This is a genomic window from Mycetocola spongiae (assembly GCF_020424085.1).
Taxonomy (GTDB): Bacteria; Actinomycetota; Actinomycetes; order Actinomycetales; family Microbacteriaceae; genus Mycetocola; species Mycetocola spongiae.
Window position 1 is genome coordinate 2,213,969 of sequence record NZ_CP080203.1, and the last position, 20,456, is coordinate 2,234,424.

26 protein-coding genes and 1 tRNA gene are annotated in these 20,456 nt (G+C 68.3%); 18 read left to right on the forward strand and 9 right to left on the reverse strand.

Annotation, left to right across the window (positions count from 1 at the left end):
- Positions 1-2: 2 nt before the first annotated feature.
- Positions 3-308: a DUF2470 domain-containing protein gene (locus tag KXZ72_RS10085; protein WP_226080765.1), complete on the reverse strand. Its 306-nt coding sequence runs from the start codon at positions 306-308 to the stop codon at positions 3-5.
- 166 nt (positions 309-474) lie between these two features.
- Positions 475-1,092 (reverse strand): LOG family protein, encoded by a 618-nt coding sequence (locus KXZ72_RS10090; protein WP_226080766.1) that lies wholly within the window; start codon positions 1,090-1,092, stop codon positions 475-477.
- A gap of 138 nt (positions 1,093-1,230) precedes the next feature.
- Here KXZ72_RS10090 and KXZ72_RS10095 point away from each other — a divergent pair, with 138 nt between their 5' ends.
- The 4 genes from KXZ72_RS10095 (at position 1,231) to KXZ72_RS10110 (ending at position 4,176) form a co-directional block, all read left to right on the forward strand.
- Positions 1,231-2,064: a class I SAM-dependent methyltransferase gene (locus KXZ72_RS10095; RefSeq protein WP_226083503.1), complete on the forward strand. Its 834-nt coding sequence runs from the start codon at positions 1,231-1,233 to the stop codon at positions 2,062-2,064.
- A gap of 9 nt (positions 2,065-2,073) precedes the next feature.
- The gene (locus tag KXZ72_RS10100; protein ID WP_226080773.1) at positions 2,074-2,721 is read left to right on the forward strand and encodes a YigZ family protein; all 648 of its coding nucleotides are present in this window, start codon (positions 2,074-2,076) and stop codon (positions 2,719-2,721) included.
- A 67-nt stretch (positions 2,722-2,788) separates the two neighbouring features.
- Positions 2,789-3,367 (forward strand): hypothetical protein, encoded by a 579-nt coding sequence (locus KXZ72_RS10105; protein ID WP_226080774.1) that lies wholly within the window; start codon positions 2,789-2,791, stop codon positions 3,365-3,367.
- Entirely contained in the window at positions 3,364-4,176 is an 813-nt protein-coding gene (locus KXZ72_RS10110; RefSeq protein ID WP_226080775.1) for a zeta toxin family protein, read from the forward strand. The genes KXZ72_RS10105 and KXZ72_RS10110 overlap by 4 nt, the downstream gene beginning before the upstream one ends.
- Before the next feature lie 15 nt (positions 4,177-4,191).
- On the opposite strand, the gene KXZ72_RS10115 is transcribed toward KXZ72_RS10110, so the two are convergent.
- The 3 genes from KXZ72_RS10115 to KXZ72_RS10125 all read right to left on the reverse strand — a co-directional run bounded on the left by KXZ72_RS10115 (position 4,192) and on the right by KXZ72_RS10125 (position 5,111).
- A tRNA-Gly gene (locus KXZ72_RS10115) sits at positions 4,192-4,265 on the reverse strand.
- A 60-nt stretch (positions 4,266-4,325) separates the two neighbouring features.
- A complete protein-coding gene (locus KXZ72_RS10120; protein WP_226080777.1) occupies positions 4,326-4,691 on the reverse strand; it encodes an ImmA/IrrE family metallo-endopeptidase in 366 nt (121 codons plus the stop codon).
- A gap of 3 nt (positions 4,692-4,694) precedes the next feature.
- Positions 4,695-5,111, reverse strand: a complete 417-nt coding sequence (locus tag KXZ72_RS10125) for a hypothetical protein (RefSeq protein ID WP_226080778.1) — start codon at positions 5,109-5,111, stop codon at positions 4,695-4,697.
- A 168-nt stretch (positions 5,112-5,279) separates the two neighbouring features.
- On the opposite strand from KXZ72_RS10125, the gene KXZ72_RS10130 reads away from it, so the two are divergent.
- The 8 genes from KXZ72_RS10130 to KXZ72_RS10165 all read left to right on the forward strand — a co-directional run bounded on the left by KXZ72_RS10130 (position 5,280) and on the right by KXZ72_RS10165 (position 9,493).
- The gene (locus KXZ72_RS10130) at positions 5,280-5,543 is read left to right on the forward strand and encodes a helix-turn-helix transcriptional regulator (RefSeq protein ID WP_226080780.1); all 264 of its coding nucleotides are present in this window, start codon (positions 5,280-5,282) and stop codon (positions 5,541-5,543) included.
- Between the two features lie 96 nt (positions 5,544-5,639).
- Positions 5,640-6,044 (forward strand): helix-turn-helix transcriptional regulator, encoded by a 405-nt coding sequence (locus tag KXZ72_RS10135; RefSeq protein WP_226080782.1) that lies wholly within the window; start codon positions 5,640-5,642, stop codon positions 6,042-6,044.
- A 221-nt stretch (positions 6,045-6,265) separates the two neighbouring features.
- Positions 6,266-6,871 carry a M23 family metallopeptidase gene (locus tag KXZ72_RS10140; protein ID WP_226080792.1) on the forward strand — a complete coding sequence of 202 codons (606 nt, stop codon included), beginning with the start codon at positions 6,266-6,268 and terminating at the stop codon, positions 6,869-6,871.
- A 141-nt stretch (positions 6,872-7,012) separates the two neighbouring features.
- Complete coding sequence (locus KXZ72_RS10145) at positions 7,013-7,870, forward strand: hypothetical protein (RefSeq protein ID WP_226080793.1); 858 nt, start codon at positions 7,013-7,015, stop codon at positions 7,868-7,870.
- A gap of 11 nt (positions 7,871-7,881) precedes the next feature.
- Positions 7,882-8,205, forward strand: coding sequence for a hypothetical protein (locus KXZ72_RS10150; RefSeq protein ID WP_226080794.1), 324 nt, complete (start codon positions 7,882-7,884; stop codon positions 8,203-8,205).
- Positions 8,195-8,470, forward strand: coding sequence for a hypothetical protein (locus tag KXZ72_RS10155; protein WP_226080795.1), 276 nt, complete (start codon positions 8,195-8,197; stop codon positions 8,468-8,470). The genes KXZ72_RS10150 and KXZ72_RS10155 overlap by 11 nt, the downstream gene beginning before the upstream one ends.
- A 46-nt stretch (positions 8,471-8,516) precedes the next feature.
- Positions 8,517-9,122 carry a dCTP deaminase gene (gene dcd / locus KXZ72_RS10160; RefSeq protein ID WP_226080797.1) on the forward strand — a complete coding sequence of 202 codons (606 nt, stop codon included), beginning with the start codon at positions 8,517-8,519 and terminating at the stop codon, positions 9,120-9,122.
- A 2-nt stretch (positions 9,123-9,124) separates the two neighbouring features.
- A complete protein-coding gene (locus tag KXZ72_RS10165; RefSeq protein ID WP_226080799.1) occupies positions 9,125-9,493 on the forward strand; it encodes an ImmA/IrrE family metallo-endopeptidase in 369 nt (122 codons plus the stop codon).
- 12 nt (positions 9,494-9,505) lie between these two features.
- On the opposite strand, the gene idi is transcribed toward KXZ72_RS10165, so the two are convergent.
- Entirely contained in the window at positions 9,506-10,024 is a 519-nt protein-coding gene (gene idi, locus KXZ72_RS10170; protein ID WP_226080805.1) for an isopentenyl-diphosphate Delta-isomerase, read from the reverse strand.
- A 102-nt stretch (positions 10,025-10,126) separates the two neighbouring features.
- On the opposite strand from idi, the gene KXZ72_RS10175 reads away from it, so the two are divergent.
- From KXZ72_RS10175 to KXZ72_RS10200, 6 genes are read left to right on the forward strand one after another with little or no spacing between them, the layout of a single operon-like run.
- Positions 10,127-11,203 carry a polyprenyl synthetase family protein gene (locus tag KXZ72_RS10175; protein ID WP_226080807.1) on the forward strand — a complete coding sequence of 359 codons (1,077 nt, stop codon included), beginning with the start codon at positions 10,127-10,129 and terminating at the stop codon, positions 11,201-11,203.
- Positions 11,200-12,072 carry a phytoene/squalene synthase family protein gene (locus KXZ72_RS10180; protein ID WP_226080809.1) on the forward strand — a complete coding sequence of 291 codons (873 nt, stop codon included), beginning with the start codon at positions 11,200-11,202 and terminating at the stop codon, positions 12,070-12,072. Before KXZ72_RS10175 ends, KXZ72_RS10180 begins: the two co-directional genes overlap by 4 nt.
- A 28-nt stretch (positions 12,073-12,100) precedes the next feature.
- Entirely contained in the window at positions 12,101-13,666 is a 1,566-nt protein-coding gene (gene crtI, locus KXZ72_RS10185) for a phytoene desaturase family protein (RefSeq protein ID WP_226080817.1), read from the forward strand.
- Entirely contained in the window at positions 13,666-13,986 is a 321-nt protein-coding gene (locus KXZ72_RS10190; RefSeq protein WP_226083505.1) for a lycopene cyclase domain-containing protein, read from the forward strand. Before crtI ends, KXZ72_RS10190 begins: the two co-directional genes overlap by 1 nt.
- On the forward strand, positions 13,983-14,309 hold the full coding sequence (locus KXZ72_RS10195) for a lycopene cyclase domain-containing protein (RefSeq protein WP_226080819.1): 327 nt from the start codon (positions 13,983-13,985) through the stop codon (positions 14,307-14,309). The genes KXZ72_RS10190 and KXZ72_RS10195 overlap by 4 nt, the downstream gene beginning before the upstream one ends.
- The gene (locus KXZ72_RS10200) at positions 14,306-15,172 is read left to right on the forward strand and encodes a prenyltransferase (protein WP_226080821.1); all 867 of its coding nucleotides are present in this window, start codon (positions 14,306-14,308) and stop codon (positions 15,170-15,172) included. Before KXZ72_RS10195 ends, KXZ72_RS10200 begins: the two co-directional genes overlap by 4 nt.
- Here the strand turns inward: KXZ72_RS10200 and KXZ72_RS10205 are convergent.
- From KXZ72_RS10205 to KXZ72_RS10215, 3 genes are read right to left on the reverse strand one after another with little or no spacing between them, the layout of a single operon-like run.
- Positions 15,169-16,524, reverse strand: coding sequence for an MFS transporter (locus tag KXZ72_RS10205; protein ID WP_226080823.1), 1,356 nt, complete (start codon positions 16,522-16,524; stop codon positions 15,169-15,171). The genes KXZ72_RS10200 and KXZ72_RS10205 overlap by 4 nt on opposite strands.
- 53 nt (positions 16,525-16,577) lie before the next feature.
- Positions 16,578-19,832 (reverse strand): hypothetical protein, encoded by a 3,255-nt coding sequence (locus KXZ72_RS10210; RefSeq protein ID WP_226080824.1) that lies wholly within the window; start codon positions 19,830-19,832, stop codon positions 16,578-16,580.
- A 58-nt stretch (positions 19,833-19,890) separates the two neighbouring features.
- On the reverse strand, positions 19,891-20,346 hold the full coding sequence (locus tag KXZ72_RS10215; RefSeq protein ID WP_226080826.1) for a TM2 domain-containing protein: 456 nt from the start codon (positions 20,344-20,346) through the stop codon (positions 19,891-19,893).
- Positions 20,347-20,456: the final 110 nt, after the last annotated feature.

Sequence of the window (20,456 nt, forward strand, 5' to 3'; positions counted from 1 at the left end):
GTTTAGGCGTGCGGGCGCGGGGTCACGCCGAGGATTTCACAGGCCCGATCGTAGAGCACCACAACCTCGCGCCGGATTTCGGGGCGCTCGGTGATGGGGTCCGTCCACGGTACGCGCAGCTCGCGGGCCTCGGTATTAACCGTGATGGTCCACACCCCGCCGTCGCCGTCCAGGTCGGTCATGACGGAGGCGGTGGCCGCGGTATCGCCGAAGGCGCGCGCGATAAGCAGATTATCGTCGTTATGGTCGTCATTCATGTGGTGCAGCACGCCGGCTACAACATCGGGGGCGAAGATAAATGCGCTCATGGGCGGGATAAACTCCTAGGGAAGTGAGGGTTGCCTTACTGAGCATATCGCGATTTTCCCGACAGTGTGTAGGGAAGATTCCCAGGAGTAAAATTTGCGGGCCGGTCGGGCGCGGGATGCCGCCGTGTCGCACCGGTATTGCCCCAAAATTCGGCCGTGCCGGGTCCTAGGAAATTTCGGGCACGGCCGGATCGGCCGCGGGGGCCGGCCACTTCGCCGCGGGAGGCTGCCACGCATCCACGCGGTCCAGGAGTGACTCGATATCGGCATCCACGATCAGCGCCTCCCGATAGCGCGCCGCGATAAAGCCCGTGGACACCATGGCGTCGATCGCCGCGAGCAGCGGATCCCAGAAGCCGTCCACGTTGAAGAGCGCAACCGGCTTATGGTGCAGGCCCAGCTGCTGCCACGTCCACACCTCAAAGAGCTCCTCGAGGGTGCCCGAGCCGCCCGGGAACGCGATAAACGCCCCGGCGAGTGCGGCCATGCGGGCCTTACGCTCGTGCATATCCGCGACGATCTCGAGCTCGGTGAGCCCGGTATGGGCGATCTCGCCGTCCACAAGCGAGCGCGGCATCACCCCGGTCACACGGCCGCCGGCGGCCAGGGTGGTATCGGCCACGACCCCCATCAGGCCCACCTTGCCACCGCCATAAACCACGCCCAGACCGCGGGCGATGATTGCCCGCACGGCCAGGGCCGTGGCCTCAGCAAAGACGGGCGAGGAGCCGGGGGCGGAGCCGGTATAGATGGCGACGGTAAACGGGGAGAGTGCGGGAGACATGGCCCCCATCGTAGCGCGCCGGGCCCGGGGAGTCCCGGCGTCATCCGGGGTCATGAACCGCCGTATCCGCTGCCGCCCGGGCGCGGCTGTTAGTCTAAAAGGCTCGAAGGTCTCGGGCGAAAACCAAGGGGGTTCGTGATGGAAGACTATCTGGCACTTAATCGCGCCAACTGGGACGAGCGCGCCCCGTTGCACGCCGCATCGCCCGGCTATGCACTGGATCAGTTCCGCCGCGATCCGCGGTTCCTGAGCAACGTGGTGCGTTATGACCTGCCGCGCCTGGGCGAGATCGCGGGCCTGCGCGGCGTGCACCTGCAGTGCCATATCGGCACCGATACCATCTCGCTGGCCCGGCTCGGCGCGCGCATGACGGGCCTGGACTTCTCCACCGCCTCGCTCGCGGAGGCCCGCGACCTGGCCACCGAAACCGGGGCCGACGTGCGCTTTGTGGCCGCCGATGTGCAGGGGGCCGTGGAGGCCCTGGGCGAGGAACAATTCGATTTTGTTTATACCGGTATCGGCGCGCTGTGCTGGCTCCCGAGCATTGAACGCTGGGCGGAGACCGTCGCGCGGCTGCTGCGCCCGGGCGGCCGCCTATTCATCCGCGAGGGGCATCCGGTGCTCTGGGCACTCGACGATGAGCGCACGGATGTGCTCGCGCTGACCCGCCCGTATTTTGAGCAGGACGACCCGATGATCTGGGACGAGCCCGGCACCTATGTGGATACCGATACTCCCATCGTGTCCTCGCGCTCGGCCGATTGGAATCACGGAATCGGCGAGATTCTCACGGCCCTGCTCGGCCAGGGGCTCGAGCTCACCGAGTTTATCGAGCACGTCTCGGTGCCGTGGGAGGCGCTGCCCGGCCAGATGCGGCGCGGGGAACTCGACGAATGGTATCTGAACCAGGACCCGGCGCCGTTCCCGCTCAGCTATACCCTGCAGGCGATTAAGCGCCCCAAAACCGCGTAGCCTGGAGGCGTGATCTCGGAACTCGGGGAGGCGGCCCCCTACCGCACGATTGCCGCGCCCGTGGAGACCGAGCTGGAGATTCGCCGCTCGCGCTTCCTGTGTTTTTTGGTGCCCGCTGACTCCGAGGATGCCGCGCGAGCGCTGATCGCCCGCACCCGCTCCGAGCATCCCAAGGCGCGACATCACTGCTCGGCCTTTGTGATCGGGGAGCGCGGCCAATTGCAGCGCACCAATGACGACGGCGAGCCCTCGGGCACGGCCGGGGCCCCGATGCTCGACGCGCTGCTGGGCGCGGAACTGAGCGATGTGGCCGCGGTGGTGGTGCGCTATTTTGGTGGTGTCCTGCTCGGGGCGGGTGGGCTCACCCGGGCCTATCGCGCCGCGGTGGCCGAGGCCGTGGAGGCAGCGCGGATCGTGGTGCGCGAACGCCGGATCACGGTGGTGGTGGACGCCGATTATGCCGCGGCGGCGCTTATCGAGGCCGAGGCGCACCGCCGCGGCTGGGTGATCCTCGGGGCCGAATACGGTGCCGAGGTGGCGCTGCAAATCTCGATCCCGCCCGCCGAATACGAGGCCTGTGCCACGCGCATCGCCGAGCTCACCGCCGGACGCTCCGCGCCAAACGTGCGCGGCACCGCCTATGTGACCCTGGACTAAATCACGTTTTGGGCCTGGTGCGAGGGTGGGAGGGGTGATACTTTTGGTATCAAAGGATGTGATGCCCGTGCCCGCCACCGCCCGCCCGCTACTCGCTGCCGCGGAGCAGCCGCCCGCCTATGCCGGCCGCCGTCCGGCCCGCGCCGCCAAGGCCTGGGCCGAGCTGGCGACCCGGCGCAATCCCGCGCTGGATGCCGATCGGCTCGAGCTGGAGGAGAGCGCGCAGGCGCTGATCGAGTCGCGCTATCTGCGCGAGCTTGCCGAGATCGCCGAGCGACGCATGGTATTCCGCCTCGCCGATAGCGGGGTGGGGCAGCGCGGCATCGCCGAGCTGGTGGGGCTGTCCCAGCCCGAGGTCTCCCGCCGCCTGCGCCGCCGCGGCCTGGCCAGCACCGAGGATCAGGTGCGCGAGCTGATCCTCCGCCGGCACCTGCACCAGATCGACCGCTCGGGGTTTTTTAACGCGCTGGCGCGCGTGGACTTCCGGCCCGCACCGCCGCGCGGCGCCGCCGCATTTGACGGCGGGGCCGGGGATGCCGCGGTATTGCAGCAGCTCGCCGAGGCCTATCTGGAGGGTATTCTCTCGCGGGCCGATTATGAGCAGATCCGACAAAACATCGCCCGCGATACCCACCCCGCGCCGTGAGCGCGCTGCGCGATCGTGTCGCGGCCGAGCTCTCGGGTTTACTGGGCGACTGGGGGTTGCGTGATCCCTGGTCCGAGGTGCCCGGCACCTCCACCCGCACGGAATATGCCCCGCATTCGGGCCTCTATACGCTGGCCCGGCTGGATTTTCAGGGGGCCCTGATCGCGCGCGAGTTCCGCGCCCGCGGAGACGTATCGCGGGATAAGGCGCTCGGCGTCGTGATCACCGCCGGGCCCCCGGGGGCCGGGAAAACCTCGCGCCTGCGGCAATTCCCGGAATTTGCGGGGTTTCGCGATATCGACGCCGATGGTTTTAAAGACCCCCTGCTGCGCGAGGAGCATCGCCGCGGACGCCTGGAGGAATGGCGCCGTCAGGTGCTGGCTGACGGAAAGCCGCTCGCGCTGCGCGAGCTATCCTCCTATGTGCACGCGGAATCCACCGAGGTGGCCAATATGATGCGCGAGGAGAGCCTGCGTCGCGGCGAGAACGTGGTGATCCACGGCACCCTCGCGAGCGCCGAATACGCCACGCACCTGCTGGCCCGGCTGAGCGCGCACGGCTATCAAAAAATCACGGTATTCGACGTGGAGGTGCCCGAGGCCACCGCCGTGGAGCGCGCGCTGCGGCGCTGGTGGGAGGAGCGCAACGCGGAACCCGGCACCGTACTGGGTGGCCGCTTTGTGCCCGCCGAGGTGGTGCGCATGCACTATGAGGGCGGCGGAGATACCTCGCGTTGCGCGGAAAACGCGGAACGCTTTGCCGATACCGCAAGCGATCTGGGCTGGAATGTGGTGCGCCTGCGCGGATAGGGGCGCGGCACCGGGTGGAGCGGATGACGGGAATCGAACCCGCGCTATCAGCTTGGGAAGCTGAAGTTCTGCCATTGAACTACATCCGCGCATCGCCGGAAACCGGCGATGAATAAAACCTAGCACACGGTTGCGCGACCGGGGGGCGCCTAGGCGGGAGGGTGTGCCCGCAGATAGGCCAGGAGAATCCGCTCGCTGACCCCCAGCTCGATGGCCAGCTCCGCGACCTCCTGCGACCAGCGCATCTGGGCCGCAAGCTCGGCCGGGTCGATCAGCAATCGGGCGGCGCGGGCATCGGCGGCGGCCTCGGTGCGCCGGGTGCTCAGTACATGACCCAGCTCAACATGGGCAACCTCGTGGGCAAGAACCGAGCGCTCATGCCGGCGGGTCATGCCGGGGCGCAGGAAAATTGCGCCGTGTCGCGGAACCCAGAGGCCGGTGAGTTTCCCCAGAGGACGGTGCACCACGCGCACACCCAGATCGAGTGCGTGCGCGTGTGGGTCATAGCCGTTCATCACTTATCCATTCGGAAACTCTTCCTGCCCCCCATCGTCATCGGTGGCCGCGGCGAGTTCCTGGCTCAGGTCCACGGTATGCAGGTCTACATCATGGCGCAGAGGTACGACGTTGGGGGAGGGGGTGGCCTCGGCCCGGCGCAGCAGCTCGCGTAGCAGCTCGGGGGTGCTCACCTCGGCGAGGGCAATATCGCGCCCGGCCTGCCGGGCCTCGTCGGCGGTATAAAACCCGGCCGCGATCAGTGCGGAGATGGGGGACTGGCCAAAGGCGCGCGCGATCGCCGAGAGGGTATCCGGCTTGAGGCCGGACGCGAGCTGCCGGCTCAGCGTGCTGGGGTCCATCCCGGTGCGCAGCGCAATGGCCCGCATGCTGCGCTCGCCGGTAATGCCGTGCAGGAAGTCGCGTCCTATCGTTAACATGACTCCAAGTATGGTGCAATTTTGCAACACTTTCAATCTGGATTTCCCGCGATCCCCGGACTGGCGTGTGCAGATTATGAATCAGTGCACCGCGTGAGGTTGTTTGCTGTCTCCAAATGATGCACACTTGCAATGCAACAGTGAGTTATTGCATTACGGGGGTTATTGGTGAAACAGGTATTGCGGGTACGGGAAGGTCTCCTCCCGAGGCTTCGGGAGATTCGCGGGCTGTGCAGCGATGAGGCGCTGGCCGAGCTCATCGGGGTCAGCCGCACCACGCTCTACCGGGCGGAGTGCGGGAGTGCCCCGTCCCCCGCCCTGACCCTGGGAATCTGTCTGGCCTTCGGCCTGAGCCCCGGGGAGGTCCTGGAGGTGGTGCCCGCGCACGGACACCCGCGGCCCCCGCGAAAGCCTGAGCCCTCCCTCGGCTAACCCCATCGAGGCGGTATAGCCGCCACCCGACCAGTCATCAACGCCCCCGGGGCGTCGTTTAGCGTGCCCAAAAACGGGCCAGAAAGAGGTGTGATCATGGCGATCAACGGGAGCCGGCCCCCGGGGCGCGGCGAGGAAATGATTTTTTGTGGGCGTTGTGGAATCCAGGTCCTGCAGCCCGGCCTGTGTATCGACTGCTGCGATGTGCTTGAGGTGGAGCGCCCGGTGACCACCGAGGAGTTTGCCCGCCCGGATGGCCGCGGCTATTACGTCACCTCGAGCCGCGCGCCCGGGGCCCGACTGACACCCGAGGAAATTGCACGGGTGGGGGAGCTGACCCGACGCGGCCTCTCCGCCACCCAGATCGCACACGAGGTGGGCATTACCAGCCGCACCGTGCACCGCGCACGGCATCGGCTGGCCCTGGGTGGCGGCGGTACCCCGCGCGGCGGCGGCCACCCGCGCTCGCGGCACGATTCGCGCGGCCCGGGGCGGTCCTGATCCCGGCGGAGCGGGAAAAACTCGCCCCGGAAAAGCGGTCAGGGGGCGCCCATAAATTCATAACCACACCGAGAGAAACCCCGGTTTCACCCGGTGCACATCATCCGAAAAACAACTAAGAGAAAGGAGTCTTCATGGCACAGTTTCCGTTTCCGCTTTCTACCAAGTCGCAGAAGTTTGGATACCGGCCGGAGTTCCCCCGGGACCCATATCACAAGGGAATGGACTTTTCCTTCGGCGGGATCGTCGGGGCCTCGGCCGCCTGCGCGGCCGCCGGCACCGTGACCGGTGTTGGGCAGTCATCTTCCTATAACTGGTGGAAGGAGGTTGAGCATGCCAATGGCTGGTATACCCGCTATCACATGCTCGGATCCGCCGCGGGCCCCCGGAAGGGCGAACGCGTGGAGCAGGGCGCCATGATCGGCGTCGTAGGCCCCAAATACGGAGTATCCTCCGGCCCGCACCTGCACTTTGAGGTGCGTAATCACTCATTCACGGACCCGATTTATGGCACCGCCGTGGACCCCGAAAAGAACATCAACAACCTGGGAGGCGGAACCACCCCTCCCATCGATCCCGAATTGGAGCACATTTTGGCACTGAAAGACACCATCACCATTTATCACGCAGCCGGACGCGGATTCCTCGTCACCGGCCCCGGATTCGTCCGCGAAATCGCGGGTACCGAGCGGCTGCAGATTCTCCTCGGCACGGTGGGTGCAAGCCCGCAGTCCGTGAGCGACCGCGAATGGGACGTGATCGCGGACTTCTTCCGCTATAGCGATCAGGTCACAAACATCGTCAACAGCATCAACAACAAGAAGTAAGCGATGACGATATGGGCCGGACGTCGCGCGGCGGTCGGCCCATATCCGTCCCTGCCGCCGGCGCGGCAGGGGTATGAACGGTGGGCACCGCTCATCGGAATTCTCCGAAAACTCTCACGACCACTCAGGACACACAGCATCATGAATCTCGACGGAGCCGCCGCGGCCGCGCGGCTACTCGGCTATGGCACCTGGCAAACCGGAATGTGCCTCAACGCCGTCTGGAACGCCTTTGGCCGCCCGGCGGGGGACGGTAAATCCCCGTATTCGCTGGCCCGACACGGCTGGGAGAATACCCCGGTCAACCGCCGCCATACCGACCGCAACCCGCCGCTGGGTGCCGTGGTCTACTTCCTGAACCGGGCACACCCGGTCGCCGCGGGCCATATTGCCATTGCCCTCGGCGACCGGGACGCGCTGGCCTCGACCGATCAACCGCGAGCCGGACACACCGGACGCACAACCATCGCCGCGATCGAGCGGGCGTGGGGCGGGCGCCGCTACCTCGGCTGGTCCGATTATTTCCTCGGCCACAACATCATCACGGGCGCGCCCGCCGCCCAGATCCCGCCACCCAGACAATCCCTTCCGGAGAAAGAACCCACCATGCACCTCTTTTGGACAACCGACGGCACCGGCTGGCTTGGTACCGATCAGGGCAGCGTCCCCCTCCCCAATCCCGAGGTTTATAACCTGTTCTATCGACGCATTAATGCCGAACGCTTGCGCACGCCGTTTAGCGCCGAAATGACGGCGTTTGTCCCGGGTGCCGTGGCGGGGAAACCCGCTGAATTCCACCGGGCCGAGCGAGAGATCATGGAGGCCCATACCCGGCTCCTGCAGGCGCCCCGGAGCGAGTCGATCGACCCGCTGAAGCTGGCGTCCGCGCTCGCCGCGGCCCTCGGGGGAGTACCCGAGGCCGACGTATCGCCCGAGGCGCTCGCCGCGGCCTATACCCGGGCGTTTAACCGCATCGCCGCCGCGCTGGAGCCGCGATGAGTGGGGAGGGGGTGCTGATCGAATTAATCGGCACGCTGGGCATGCTCACCTCGGTTGCGCTTACGGCGCTGGTGAACCGGCGGGTGGGGCGCGTGGAACGGGATACCCGCTCCTCGCGGGCCCAGCTCGAAAACGATCACCAAATGGATCCGCTGGCCACGGCGAACCTGCGCGAGGACATGGATAATAAGCATCGCGAAACGCTCACCGAGCTGCGCACCACGCGCGGGGACCTACACGACCTGCGCGAGGATATCCGGCTCCTGCGGGCGGCCGGAAGATCCACCGATCTGCGCCTCGATAACCACCTGAAGGGAAAGGGCCATGACCGCTGAATCACACCCCACGATCTGGTGGAAAAACCAGCGCGTCTGGCGCACGCTTTTTTCCGGAATATGCGCGCTCCTGAGCGTGCTTCCCGAGGCGCTCGCGATCATCGGCGAGCAGTGGCCCTCGGAGGCCTGGGCGGGGATTGCCGTGCAATTGCTTGCGGTGCAGGCGGTACTCACCCGGATCATGGCGATCGAACGGGTTAACGCCTGGCTGCAGCGGATCGGGCTGGGGGCGGCCCCACGATCCGCGCTAATCACGGCCCGGTAATACCGGTGCGGCGGCACGGGCCCGGTTTTTAGCTAAACTGGGCACCGTGCTGCTCTCAGATCGCGATATTAAAGCCCAGGTCCACGCCAACCGCATCGGCCTGGCCCCCTATGACGAGGACATGGTCCAGCCCTCGAGCGTGGACGTGCGTCTTGACCGCTACTTCCGGCTGTTTGATAACCACCGTTACCCGTATATCGATCCCTCCCAGGATCAGTCGGAGCTGACGCGGATGGTGGAGATCGACCCGAGCGAACCGTTTATCCTGCACCCGGGCGAGTTTGTGCTTGGCGCCACCTATGAGCAGGTCACCCTGCCCGATGACGTGGCAGCCCGGCTCGAGGGCAAGAGCTCGCTGGGCCGGCTGGGCCTGCTCACGCACTCCACCGCGGGCTTCATCGACCCCGGGTTCTCCGGGCACGTCACGCTGGAGCTCTCCAATGTGGCCACCCTGCCGATCACCCTATGGCCCGGCATGAAGATCGGCCAGCTGTGCTTCTTCCAGCTCTCCAGCCCCACCGAAAACCCCTATGGTTCGGCCAAATACGGGTCGCGCTATCAGGGCCAGCGTGGCCCCACGGCCTCGCGCTCGTTCCAGAACTTCCATAAAACCGATGTCTCGGGCGTGGACGCCGGAAGCCTCGGCGGTTAGGCATGAGCTCCTATAACCCCTATAACCACGCCGAGGCCCTCGGTGTGAAGGTGGCCCATCGCTCGCTCGGCCGGGAAACCGGCCTCTGGGTGCCGCGCCTGAACACCATCTTTTTGCGCCCCGGAATGTCTGCGCGGCAGGAGCGCAGCGTGCTCGCCCACGAGATCGCCCATCGCGAACTGGGCCATACGCTGTGCACCCGAAAGACCGAGGCCGAGGCCGATCGTCGTGCCGCCGGAATGCTGCTGAGCCCCGCCAAGGTGCTTGGTGCGCTTGATCGCGGGGCCAGCCAGGCCGATGTGGCCGCCGAGTTTGGCGTGACCGATCGCCTGCTGCGGGCGTTCCTCAGCGACCCCGCGCGCGGCCGCTAGCCGGGAGCGGCGCTATTCGCGCAGCTGCGCGAGCTGATCGCCGAGCCACGGGCTAAACGCCCAGGGCGCGGCATGCACGGCGCGATCCAGATCGGCCATCTCCACCCAAAAATACTCGGAGACCTCGGCCGGATTGGGTAGGAGCGGGGCCACGATCCGCGCTGAAAACACCGGGCAGATCTCGTTCTCGACGATACCGCTGGCATCCACCGCGCGATAGCGGAACTCGGGCAGCAGCGGCCGAATATCGGTAACCTGCGTGCCCAGTTCCTGGAGTGCGCGGCGGGCGATGGCCTGCTCGAAGCCCTCGCCGGGGGCGGGATGCCCGCAAAACGCATTGGTCCAGACCCCGGGCCATGCGATCTTGCCCAGCGCCCGCCGGGTCACCAGCACGCGCCCCTCCTCATCGCGCAGGTGGCACGAGAACGCGAGGTGCAGCGGCGTATCAAGCCCGTGCACCTCGGCCTTATCGGCCACCCCCATGGGGGAGCCGTCCTCGGCCAGCAGCTGCACAAATTCGCGGGTATCCATGACTCCATTGTTATCGACTCCGCGGTATTCCCCTAACGCGACCCGATCCGCGCGGCCCGGAATGGTGCCGCACGCCGGGGAAAAATGCCGTAACCTCATAAAATGGACTCCGACCAACCCGGTATGCCGGTATTTCACCGGCGACAGACCGTGGAAGACACACTGAACGGGTTCTTTCGGGCCCGGATCTCCGCCTCCACCCGCTATGGCGAGGGCTATCGTGCCCTCTGGGAAAATATTGCGCTGGGCACCCGTGGGGGCAAGCGCTTCCGCCCGTATCTGGTGATGACCGCCTTTGAATCCCTCGGCGGCAGTGATGTGGCCGCCGCCGCAAACCTGGCGGCAGCCTATGAGCTCCTGCACGCCGCGCTGGTGGAACACGATGACGTGATCGATCGCGATTTTATTCGCCGCGGCCGCACCAATGTCTCGGGCCGCTATCGCGATATCGCCCATACCGCGGGCCTGCAGCTGCCCACCGCCGAACACCGCGGGCTCTCCGCCGGGGTCATCGCGGGGGATCTCACCCTCGCCGGCGCCCACCGCCTGCTTGAGGGCGCCGTGGCCGGGATAGAGCCCGAACGCGCGGCGGAACTGCGCGAGGTTTTTGACGATGCGATCGAGGCCTCCGCCGCGGGGGAACTCGCCGATGTGGACTTCTCGGTATCCGGGGTCATGCCCACCGTGGAGGAGATCCTCGCGATGTCACGCATGAAAACCGCGGTGTACTCCTTTGAGGCCCCGCTGCGCTCGGGCGCGCTGCTGGCCGGCGCCGAACCCGAACGGGCCCGGGCACTCGCCGACGTGGGCCGCCACCTCGGGATCGCCTATCAGCTGATCGACGACCTCCTGGGGGTCTTTGGCGACCGGGCCCTCACCGGGAAGAGCGTGGACGGCGACCTGCGCGAGGGCAAGCGCACGGTACTGATAGCGCATGCCGCGGGCAGCGAACTCTGGCCCGAGATCCTGGAAACCCTCGGCAGCAGCGAGGCCACACCCGCCCAGATCGACCACCTGCGCGGGCTGGTGGAGGCCACCGGCGCGCGGGAGTTTGCGCTGAACCTCGCGCGTGATGCCGCGAACCGCGGGTGGGAGGCGCTCCATGATCCGCTGATTCCCGAGCGCACACGCACCGAGCTGACCCCGCTGATCCGCGGTGTCCTGGAGCGCACCCGATGACCCTCGACGCCGAACGCGCGCTCTATGACCGGGTGGCCGTGGAAACCGCCGCGGTGGTCATCCGCCGCTATTCCACGTCCTTCGGCATGGCCACCGCGCTGCTTGGGAAAAATATTCGCCCGCACGTCAAAAACCTCTATGCGCTGGTGCGCGTGGCCGATGAGGTGGTGGACGGCGTGGCCGCCTCGGCCGGGCTCGACCAGCCCGCGGTGCTCGCGGCGCTGGATGCCCTCGAGGCCGAGACCGTGCACGCCCTGGGCACCGGCTATAGCGCCAACCTCGTGGTGCACGCCTTTGCCCTGAGCGCGCGCGAGCACGGCATCGGCACCGATCTCACCGAGCCATTTTTTGCCTCGATGCGCGCCGACTGCCTGCGCAGCGAGCACTCCGCGGAGAGCTTTGAACGCTATATATTTGGTTCGGCCGAGGTGGTGGGACTGATGTGCCTGCGCGTTTTCCTCTCCGAGAGCCCCGCGGATACGGCCGAGCGCGAGCGGCTCACCGCCGGTGCGCGCCGCCTCGGTGCCGCATTCCAGAAGGTGAACTTCCTGCGCGATATCGCCGCCGATGAGGAGGGGCTCGGGCGAGCCTATTTCCCCGGGGTGGATATCGATCATCTGACCGAGGACACCAAGGCCCACCTCGTTGCCGATATCCGGGAGGACCTGGCGGCCTCCGCCGCGGTGCTTCCCGGCCTGCCGCGCTCCTCGCGGCGCGCGGTGGCACTCGCCCAGGCGCTCTTTACGGAGCTCACCGATCGGATCGAGGCCACCCCGGCCGCGCGGCTGAGCCATACCCGGGTGCGGGTCCCCGATCCGGTGAAGGCCCGCCTGGCCGCGGGCGTCCTGCTCGGTAGGCTCCCCCGATGACCCCCATCCCCACAGAAAAGAGTCGCGCATGAGTGCCCCCCGTCCCCCCGCACAGACAGTGATCATCGGCGGCGGCATCGGCGGCCTCGCGAGTGCCGCGCTCCTGGCCCGCGCCGGACATAACGTCACTCTCCTGGAGAAAAATTCCGAGCTGGGGGGCCGCGCGGGCGTCTATGAGGAGGCCGGATTTCGTTTTGATACCGGCCCCAGCTGGTATCTGATGCCCGAGGTTTTTGATCATTTTTTCCGGCTCCTGGGCACCTCCTCGGAGCGCGAGCTGGACCTGGTGAAGCTGGATCCCGGCTACCGGGTATTTTTTGAGGGCGGGCTGCCGGCGCTGGATATCGCTGCCACCCGCGCCGAAAATATTGCGCTCTTTGAATCGGTCGAGGCCGGCGCCGGGGCCCGCCTGGAACGCTATCTGGCCTCGGCCCGCGATACCTATGAGGTGGCGAAAAAACGCTTCCTCTACGGCACGTTTGCATCCTATCGGGGGCTGCTGCGGCGCGATGTGCTGGGCCGCTTTCCCACGCTCGCGCGCCTGCTGCTGACCCCGCTGAATACCCTCACCGGCAAATATTTCAGCGACCCACGGCTGCGCCAGGTGCTTGGCTATCCCGCCGTTTTCCTCGGCTCCTCGCCATATACCGCACCGAGCATGTATCACCTGATGAGCCACCTGGACCTCGAGGACGGCGTTTATTATCCGCGCGGGGGCTTTGGTGAGATCATCTCCGCGATTGAACGCCTCGCGCGCGAGGCCGGGGTGAACATCCTCACCGAGGCCACCGCCACGGCGATCCTCACCGATTCCGCCGATCACGTCGCGGGCGTGGCCTATACCGATGCCGGGGGCCGGGACCACACGCTGCCCGCGGAATACGTGGTGGGCGCGAGCGATCTGCACCACCTGGAAACGCGGCTGCTACCCGAGCGGCTGCGCACCTATCCGCAGGAGTATTGGGACCGCGCGGTGGCGGGGCCCAGCGCCGTGCTGGTCTCGCTGGGCGTCTCGGGGGAGCTGCCCGAGCTCGCTCATCACAGCCTGTTTTTCACCACCGATTGGCGCGATAATTTCTCCCGGATCTTCCGGGAACCCACGTCGGTTCCGGATCCCGCCTCGATCTATGTCTGCCGCCCGAGCGCAAGCGATGACACCGTGGCCCCCGCGGGGCAGGAGAACCTCTTTATCCTGGTGCCGGTGCCGGCCGATCCGGGAATCGGCGGCCGCGGCTCCGAGCGGGTGCGGGAGATCGCCGATGCCGCGATCTCCCAGGTCGCGGACTGGGCGGGAATCCCCGATCTGGCCGGGCGGATCACGGTGCGCCGCGAGACCGGGCCCGCAGATTTTGTGGACGAGCTGAACTCCTGGAGCGGCACCGCGCTGGGCCCCGCCCACGTGCTACGGCAGAGCGCGATGTTCCGCGCCAAAAACGTCTCGGCCCGGGTGGGCGGCCTGGTCTATGCCGGCGGCTCCACGATCCCCGGCATCGGATTGCCGATGTGCCTGATCAGCGCGGAGCTTGTGCTTAAGCGCTGGCTCGGCGAGACCGGAACCGAGCCGCTGCCCGAGCCTCCCGCGCGGGGGGCGTGATGCCGCTGTTTTATCTGGGCGCGCTCCTGATCTCGATCGGGTGCATGCTGCTGCTGGATCGCCGCTTCGCGCTATTCTTCTGGCGCGATGCCCGCCGCGCGGGAATCACCCTCGCGGCGGGAGTGCTGTTTTTTCTGGCCTGGGACCTGCTGGGCATCGGGCTCGATATCTTCTATCGCGGGGAGACGGAGTTTATGACCGGGATTCTGCTGGCCCCCGAGCTGCCACTCGAGGAACTCTTTTTTCTGGTGCTGCTGTGTTATTGCGCGATGAACGCGTTTGGCTGGTTTAGCCGCCCCCGCGGAAGGGGCCGGGCATGACCTATTGGGCGCTCAACGCGTGTTTCCTCGCGGTGGTTGCGCTGGCCTGGATGGCGGTGCTGATTCGCCACCGACACCGGCCTCGCGGGTTACCGTGGCGTGCGGCGCTGGCCACCCTCGCCGTGATCCTCGCGGCCACCGCCGTCTTTGATAATCTCATGATCGCCGTGGACCTCTTTGGCTATCGCGAGGAGAAGATCAGCGGCGCGTTCCTCGGTCTTGCGCCGCTCGAAGACTTCGGTTATGCCATCGCCGCGGCGCTCGGGCTGCCCGCGCTCTGGCTGCTCCTCCCCGCCCGCCCCACCTCGGAGGAGAAACGATGAGTATCCTGCGCACGCTGACCCTGTCCTCGCGCCCGCTGAGCTGGGTGAATACCGCCTATCCCTTTGCCGCGGCCTATCTGCTCACCGCGCGCGAGATCGACGCGGCCTGGATCATCGGCACACTCTATTTTTTGGTGCCCTATAACCTCGCGATGTACGGCATTAACGACGTCTTTGATTATGAGTCCGATCTGCGCAACCCGCGCAAGGGCGGGGTCGAGGGCGCGGTGCTGGATCGCGGAATGCACCGCATCACGCTCTGGGCCGTGCTGATCACCAATATCCCCTTCCTGGTGGCGCTGATCCTGCTCGGTTCCCCGCTGAGCTGGCTGATCCTCGCGATCAGCGTGGCCGCGGTGCTGGCCTATAGCGCCCCCGGGCTGCGCTTTAAAGAGCGCCCGTTTGTGGACTCCCTCACCTCCAGCACCCATTTTGTGAGCCCCGCCGTTTATGGCATCGTGCTGGCCGGGGGAAGCCTGGCCGAGCCCGGACTGCTATGCCTCCTGGCGGCCTTTTTCCTCTGGGGAATGGCCAGCCACGCGTTTGGCGCGGTGCAGGATGTCCTGGCCGATCGCGCGGGAGGCCTCGCCTCCGTGGCCACCGTGATCGGGGCGCGCGCGACCGTGCGCCTCGCGGCCGCGTGCTATCTGCTGGCGGGTGCGCTGATGCTCTTCACCGCGTGGCCCGGCCCGCTTGCCGCACTCCTGGCCGTGCCCTATCTGCTGAACGTGGCGCCGTTCTGGCGCATTAGCGATGCCGGGGCCGAGGCCGCGAACGCCGGCTGGCGACGCTTCCTCTGGCTGAATTTTCTCGCGGGCGCCGCGATCACCCTGCTGCTGATCTGGTACGTGCGGATCGGCTAGGCGTCGGTATCCACCATCAGGGCCGTGCGCTCTAGCGGGGTGTTCTGGCGCACCGGCAGCATCAGCGCGAGGCCCAGCAGCACGATCACCACGATTCCGAGGATTCCAAAATACTGCGCACCCCCGAGCGTGACCGCGAGGCCAAAGGCCGCGGGGGACAGGAACGAAACGGCGCGGCCCGTGGTGGCATAGAGGCCAAAGAGCTCCCCCTCCTTGCCCGCGGGAATCGAGCGCGAGAGGAACGTGCGCGAGGCCGATTGTGCCGGGCCCACAAAGAGGCACAGGCCCAGCCCAAAGATCCAGAACATGGTCTGGCCATCGGCGTGGAAGAAGAATACGGCGAGGCCACAGACCACCAGGCCGATCAGGGAGATCAGGATCACGGGTTTGGCCCCCACCCGGTCGTCCAGCGCACCGAGCGCAATCGTGGATACACCGGCCACGAGGTTCGCGGCCACCGCAAAGATGATGACCTCCCCCGGGGAGAACCCAAACGTGCCCGCCGCGAGCACCCCACCAAAGGTAAATACACCGGCCAGGCCGTCGCGGAATACGGCACTCGCGAGCAGGAAGCGGGCCAGCTGGCGGTCGTTGCGCCAGAGCTCGGCGATATCGCGGCCGAGCTTACGATAGGAACCGATCAGGCCGATCTTCGCCCCGGGACCGTCCTCCTGGCGGTTCTCGGGAACGCTCAGCAGCACGGGCAGGGCCGAGAGGCCAAGCCAGAGCGCGGCGATCAGCATCGAGATGCGCACGTTCCAGCCGCCCTCGCTGGTGACACCAAACAGGCCCACCTCGGGGTTAATCAGCCCGAAGTAGAGGAAGAGCAGCAGGACGATGCCGCCGATATAGCCCAGGCCCCAGCCGAAGCCGGAGATTTTGCCAATCGTGCGCGGCGTGGAGACCTGGCTGAGCATGGCGTTATAGTTCACCGACGCAAACTCAAAGAAGATATTTCCCGCGGCGATCAGGAAGAGGCCCACCCAGAGCAGGTTGGGGTCCGGGGCGATAAACACCAGGGCGGCGGTGATGGCCACCACAATATAGGTATTCACCCCGAGCCAAAACTTGCGGCGGCCCGAGCGATCCGAGCGCTGCCCGGTGACCGGCGCGAGCAGCGCGATCACGAGGCCCGCCCCCGACATCCACCACGCGAGTTGAGCGGAGACCGTGGCCTCGCCGCCAAACTCGGGCGAGGACGTGAGATATACGCTGAAAACAAACGTGGTGACCACGGCGTTAAACGCGGCCGAACCCCAGTCCCACATGCCCCAGGCAAGAACCTTTTTGCTGAACAGTCGCGGGTCGGCGACCTCGTGTTCCGGGGCGCTGCGGAGGGCATCGTGTGTCATGGGCCCAGGCTATCGCGTGTGGGCAAACGGAGGGTAGCGCAAACCTGGATGAATTATGCCGCGGGATCGGGCCCCTCCGGGAGCGCGATGTCCAGCGCCCTCTCGCGTGCCTCCTCCGGGAGCCCGGCGCGATAGGAGCGCAGCCGTTCCACCGCGCCCACCGGTACCGCGGGGGCGGTGAGTGCGCGGCGCGCAAATTCCACCGCGAGGATTGCGCGGGCGGGGGAGACCGGGCCGGGCGGTCCCAGGAGGACATCGGCGGCCTCGCCGAGCCGGCCGGCCGCCGCCGCGGGGGCCCCGAGAGGCAGGTCTCCGGCCGCAGCCTCGGCCGCAACCGAGCCGCGCTCGCCGAGGAATCCGCGCAGCGCCGCGGCCACCTCGGCCACGGGGAGCGCGGAGAAGATCAGGACGTGCATCCCGAGGGCGGTGGCCGTGCGCGCGTGGAGACCCGCGGCGGTCAGGGCCTCCCCGGCGGCGAGGAGTGCGCGCGCCGCGGCATCGGGCAGCGGCCCGGCCGCGGCCAGCGTGGGCGGAAAGAGCAGCGCCCGCAGGCGGCCGCGCGCGGGGATATCGCGGGCGAGGAGGCCGGCTATCGCCTCGGGAAAGCCCGTGACGGCACCGAGGGAGAGCATCTGTGCCGCCGCGCGCGCGGGGGTGGCCCCCGCCGGGAGAAGGGGGAGGGTCGCCCAGAAGGCGCTATCAAGCGCGGGATCCGTGCCCACCCAGCGCGGGATCAGGGTCAGGGCGCTGGTAATCGAGGCGGACTCGGGGGAGCCGCACAGGAAAATCAGGAGGGCCGCATACTCCGAGCGATAGGCGGGAGGCAGCGTATCCGGGTCGATCCGGGACAGCAGGGTGATCCCGCGCACCCCGCCGGGCACCGCGGCGCGCAGCGCGGTCAGGCCCTCGGCGCTGGCCGGGCGGCGCGCGGCCACGGAGGCCTCGGCGAAGGCCACATCGGGATGCGGATCGGGACCGGCCACGGCCGCGAGCTCGGCGCCGCGCTCGGCGGGGTCCACCCGGTCCACGGCCTCCAGCAGAGCCTTGCGGGCGACCACGCCGATCGCGGCCGAGGCCGCGGTCTGGATCAGGCCCAGGGCGGACGCGGGACGCAGGATACCCGCGCGGCGGATCAGCGCGGCGCCCGCCGCGGAGGCGGAGGCGCCGCCCAGCCCGTCGAGGAGAAGATCATCGCCCGCGTGGTCCTCGGTGCGTGCCCCGAGTAATAAGAGGACGCGCTCGCGCACCCGCACGGCCGAGGGGTCCGCGGGATCGGCCTCGCCGGCGCGCTCGCGCAGATACCCCAGGCCCTCCCCGGGGATGCCGGCCAGCGCGCTGAGGCGGCGCAGGGTGGCCCACTCCTCGGGGTGGCCCGCGGCGGCCGCGCGGAGCGCCCGGTCATCGGCGATCAGGGTGTGGGCCACGAGTGTGCGGCGGCCCCCGTCCCAGCCCGCAGAACGCGCGGTATCGGGCCGGAACCCGGCGGGGCCGTGCAGCAGTGCGGGGGTGATCAGATCGCTGGCCGCGCCCGAGACCACGTCCGCGATGCCGGGGTACGTGATCAACCCGGGATCGGCGGCGAGCAGGGTGCGGGTGCGGTTCACGCGCGTGGCCGGATCGGCGAGCAGGAGCGAGACCACCGCGCGGGAGTGCTCGGGCTCGGGTAGGGCCGCGAGGAGCGCGGCCTCGCCCGCGGCATTGCCCCGGGCCCGGGGTCCCAGCGCGCGCAGCAGCGGCACCGGGTTTGCGAGGGGGCCGCCGCCCAGCGCCCGGGTGCATAGCGTCTCCGCCTCGGAGGGCGCGATATGTGCAAGATCGGGCCAGTAGCCGCCGGCCGGGACCGTGGCGATGAGCACCGAGACCGCCTCCGCGCGTAGCTCGGCGCGAACCCGCGTGCCCGGGGCGAGGAGGCGCGCGGCCAGGTTGCGCAGCGCCGCGAGGGTAGCCGCGGAGCGATCGGCGGCGGCCAGGGCATCGCGCGCGAGGGTGGCCATCACCCCGGTTTCCAGCCCCCCGAGTGCCCGCAGCGGGAGCCCCGCGAGGGTCGAGAGGGCGTGTTCGCGCACCGGATCACGCTCGCGCGCCAGCCGGGTGAGGCCGGTCAGGAGCCCGTTCAGATCGGCCGCGGTGCCAAAGCCCGCGGCGGTGATACTCAGGGCGTAGCCCGTGCCGCGCAGCTCGGCCTCGGGGCTCTCCCGCAGCGGGGTGAGCGCGGCGAGGGCCTCGGGGAAGGCCAGCCGGGCCAGCTCCGGGCCCACCGTCCCGGGCCGCGCGCGGACCCGCTCCCGTGCGGCCCGGATCCGGGCGGCCGCGGGCAGGCGGTGCTCCCCGGGCCAGCCCGGGGCGGGTACCGGCAGGCCACGATCCAGGAGGGTGGTCAGGAGGGCGGTGGCCCGGGGCGGCTCGGCCGACGCCACGATCCGGGTCAGCAGGGCGCTGGGCCCGCCCGCGGGATCGGGCATAAGCAGCAGCCCCAGCAGCGCATCCCCCGGGTTTTGGGCGAGCCCGCGGGCGATGCGGGAGGAGGGGCGATAGGGCCGGGACGTGGCGGCGGGGAGCCGGGTGAGTAGGGCGCTGGTCTCCTCCGGCAGCAGCCCCAGCAGGGAATCCCAGAGCCCGCCCTGGGCGCCACCCCAACCCGTGAGCGGGGGGACCGCGGCGAATGTGTCGAGGATCTGGGTGGCGGCCTCGGGGTCGCCGAGGCGCGCGGTCAGGGCGGGGGCATAGCGGGCCCAGGCTCGTTCGCGCCCGAGCGGCGTGGCCTCGCGCAGCAGCTCCAGGAGGCGCGGCCGGGCGAGGTCCTCCCGGCCGCGCACGGCGCGCACGGGTGCGGCGGCGAGGGGGAGTAGCTCAAAAAGATAGGTCTCTTCGCCGGATAGCGGCAGGAGCGCAACGGCGTCCCGGGTGCGTCCCGCGGTCAGCGCCTCGGGGATGAGCACATCGGCCGCGTGGCTGCGCCGCTCCCGGAGGATGCCGCGCAAAAGTGCCCGGCGTTCGCGCGTGGAGGCCCCGCGGTAGGCGGCGAGAAGGACGCTCGCGGGCAGGTCCGCGGCGGCGGGCAGGGCGGAGGCGGCGAGTGCGCGCACCCGGCCATCCGCGTGATCAAGGCCGCGGCGCAGCGCCTCCGTGAGGCCCGCGGCCCGGGCCAGCGCGATGGCCGTCTCGGCCCCCGCGGTCGAGTGGGCCTCGAGGTCGCGACATAGTGCGTCGAGGTCCCCGTCCGCGGCGCGGGCCACCTCGGCCAGCCGGGAGCGCCGGGCGGCGGGGGAGAGATCGGCAACCTCGTTTAATAGCGCGCTCGCGTTCATCTCCCCAGACTAGCCAGCGGGTGCGCCCGGGGGTGAACTATTTTTCCGGAATGAGTGGCTAATCGCGCAGCGGGCGGCCGAGGGCGTCGGTGGCAAAGGGGCGGGCCTTGGAGAGGATCATGATGCCCTCCACGATGCCCCAGAGCGCGCCATAACCAAACGTGATGAGGGTCAGGAAAATCTGGAGCAGGCCGATTCCGGTATAGCCCAGATAGAAGCGGTGGACACCAAAGCCGCCCAGGAAGATGCCCAGCAGGCCCGCGGTGAGGCGGCTCTTGGCCTGCGGGTCATAGGGGAGCGGCCCCCCGGGATAGGCGTCCGCGGCGGGGGCGACGGGGGTCGCGGGGGTGGGATCGGTGCCGGGGATAACGGGCGGATAGTTGGGGAGTGCCGTGCTGGGGTTGGCCCCGGATTGGGGTCCGGTGGTTCCCGGCTCGCCCGCGATACCCTCGGGTGCCGCGCCGGTCTCGGGGGTCTCCTCGGGACGGGGCTCGTCTGGCTGCGATTCGTTCATAACGCCCACTCTATGTCACAGGTTGGCGATTTCGGATGAGGGTTTCCCCCGGTGTTACCCGGAGCGTCGCAAAAAAGTTGAGTCGAGTTGGCTCAATGTTTCCTGAGAAA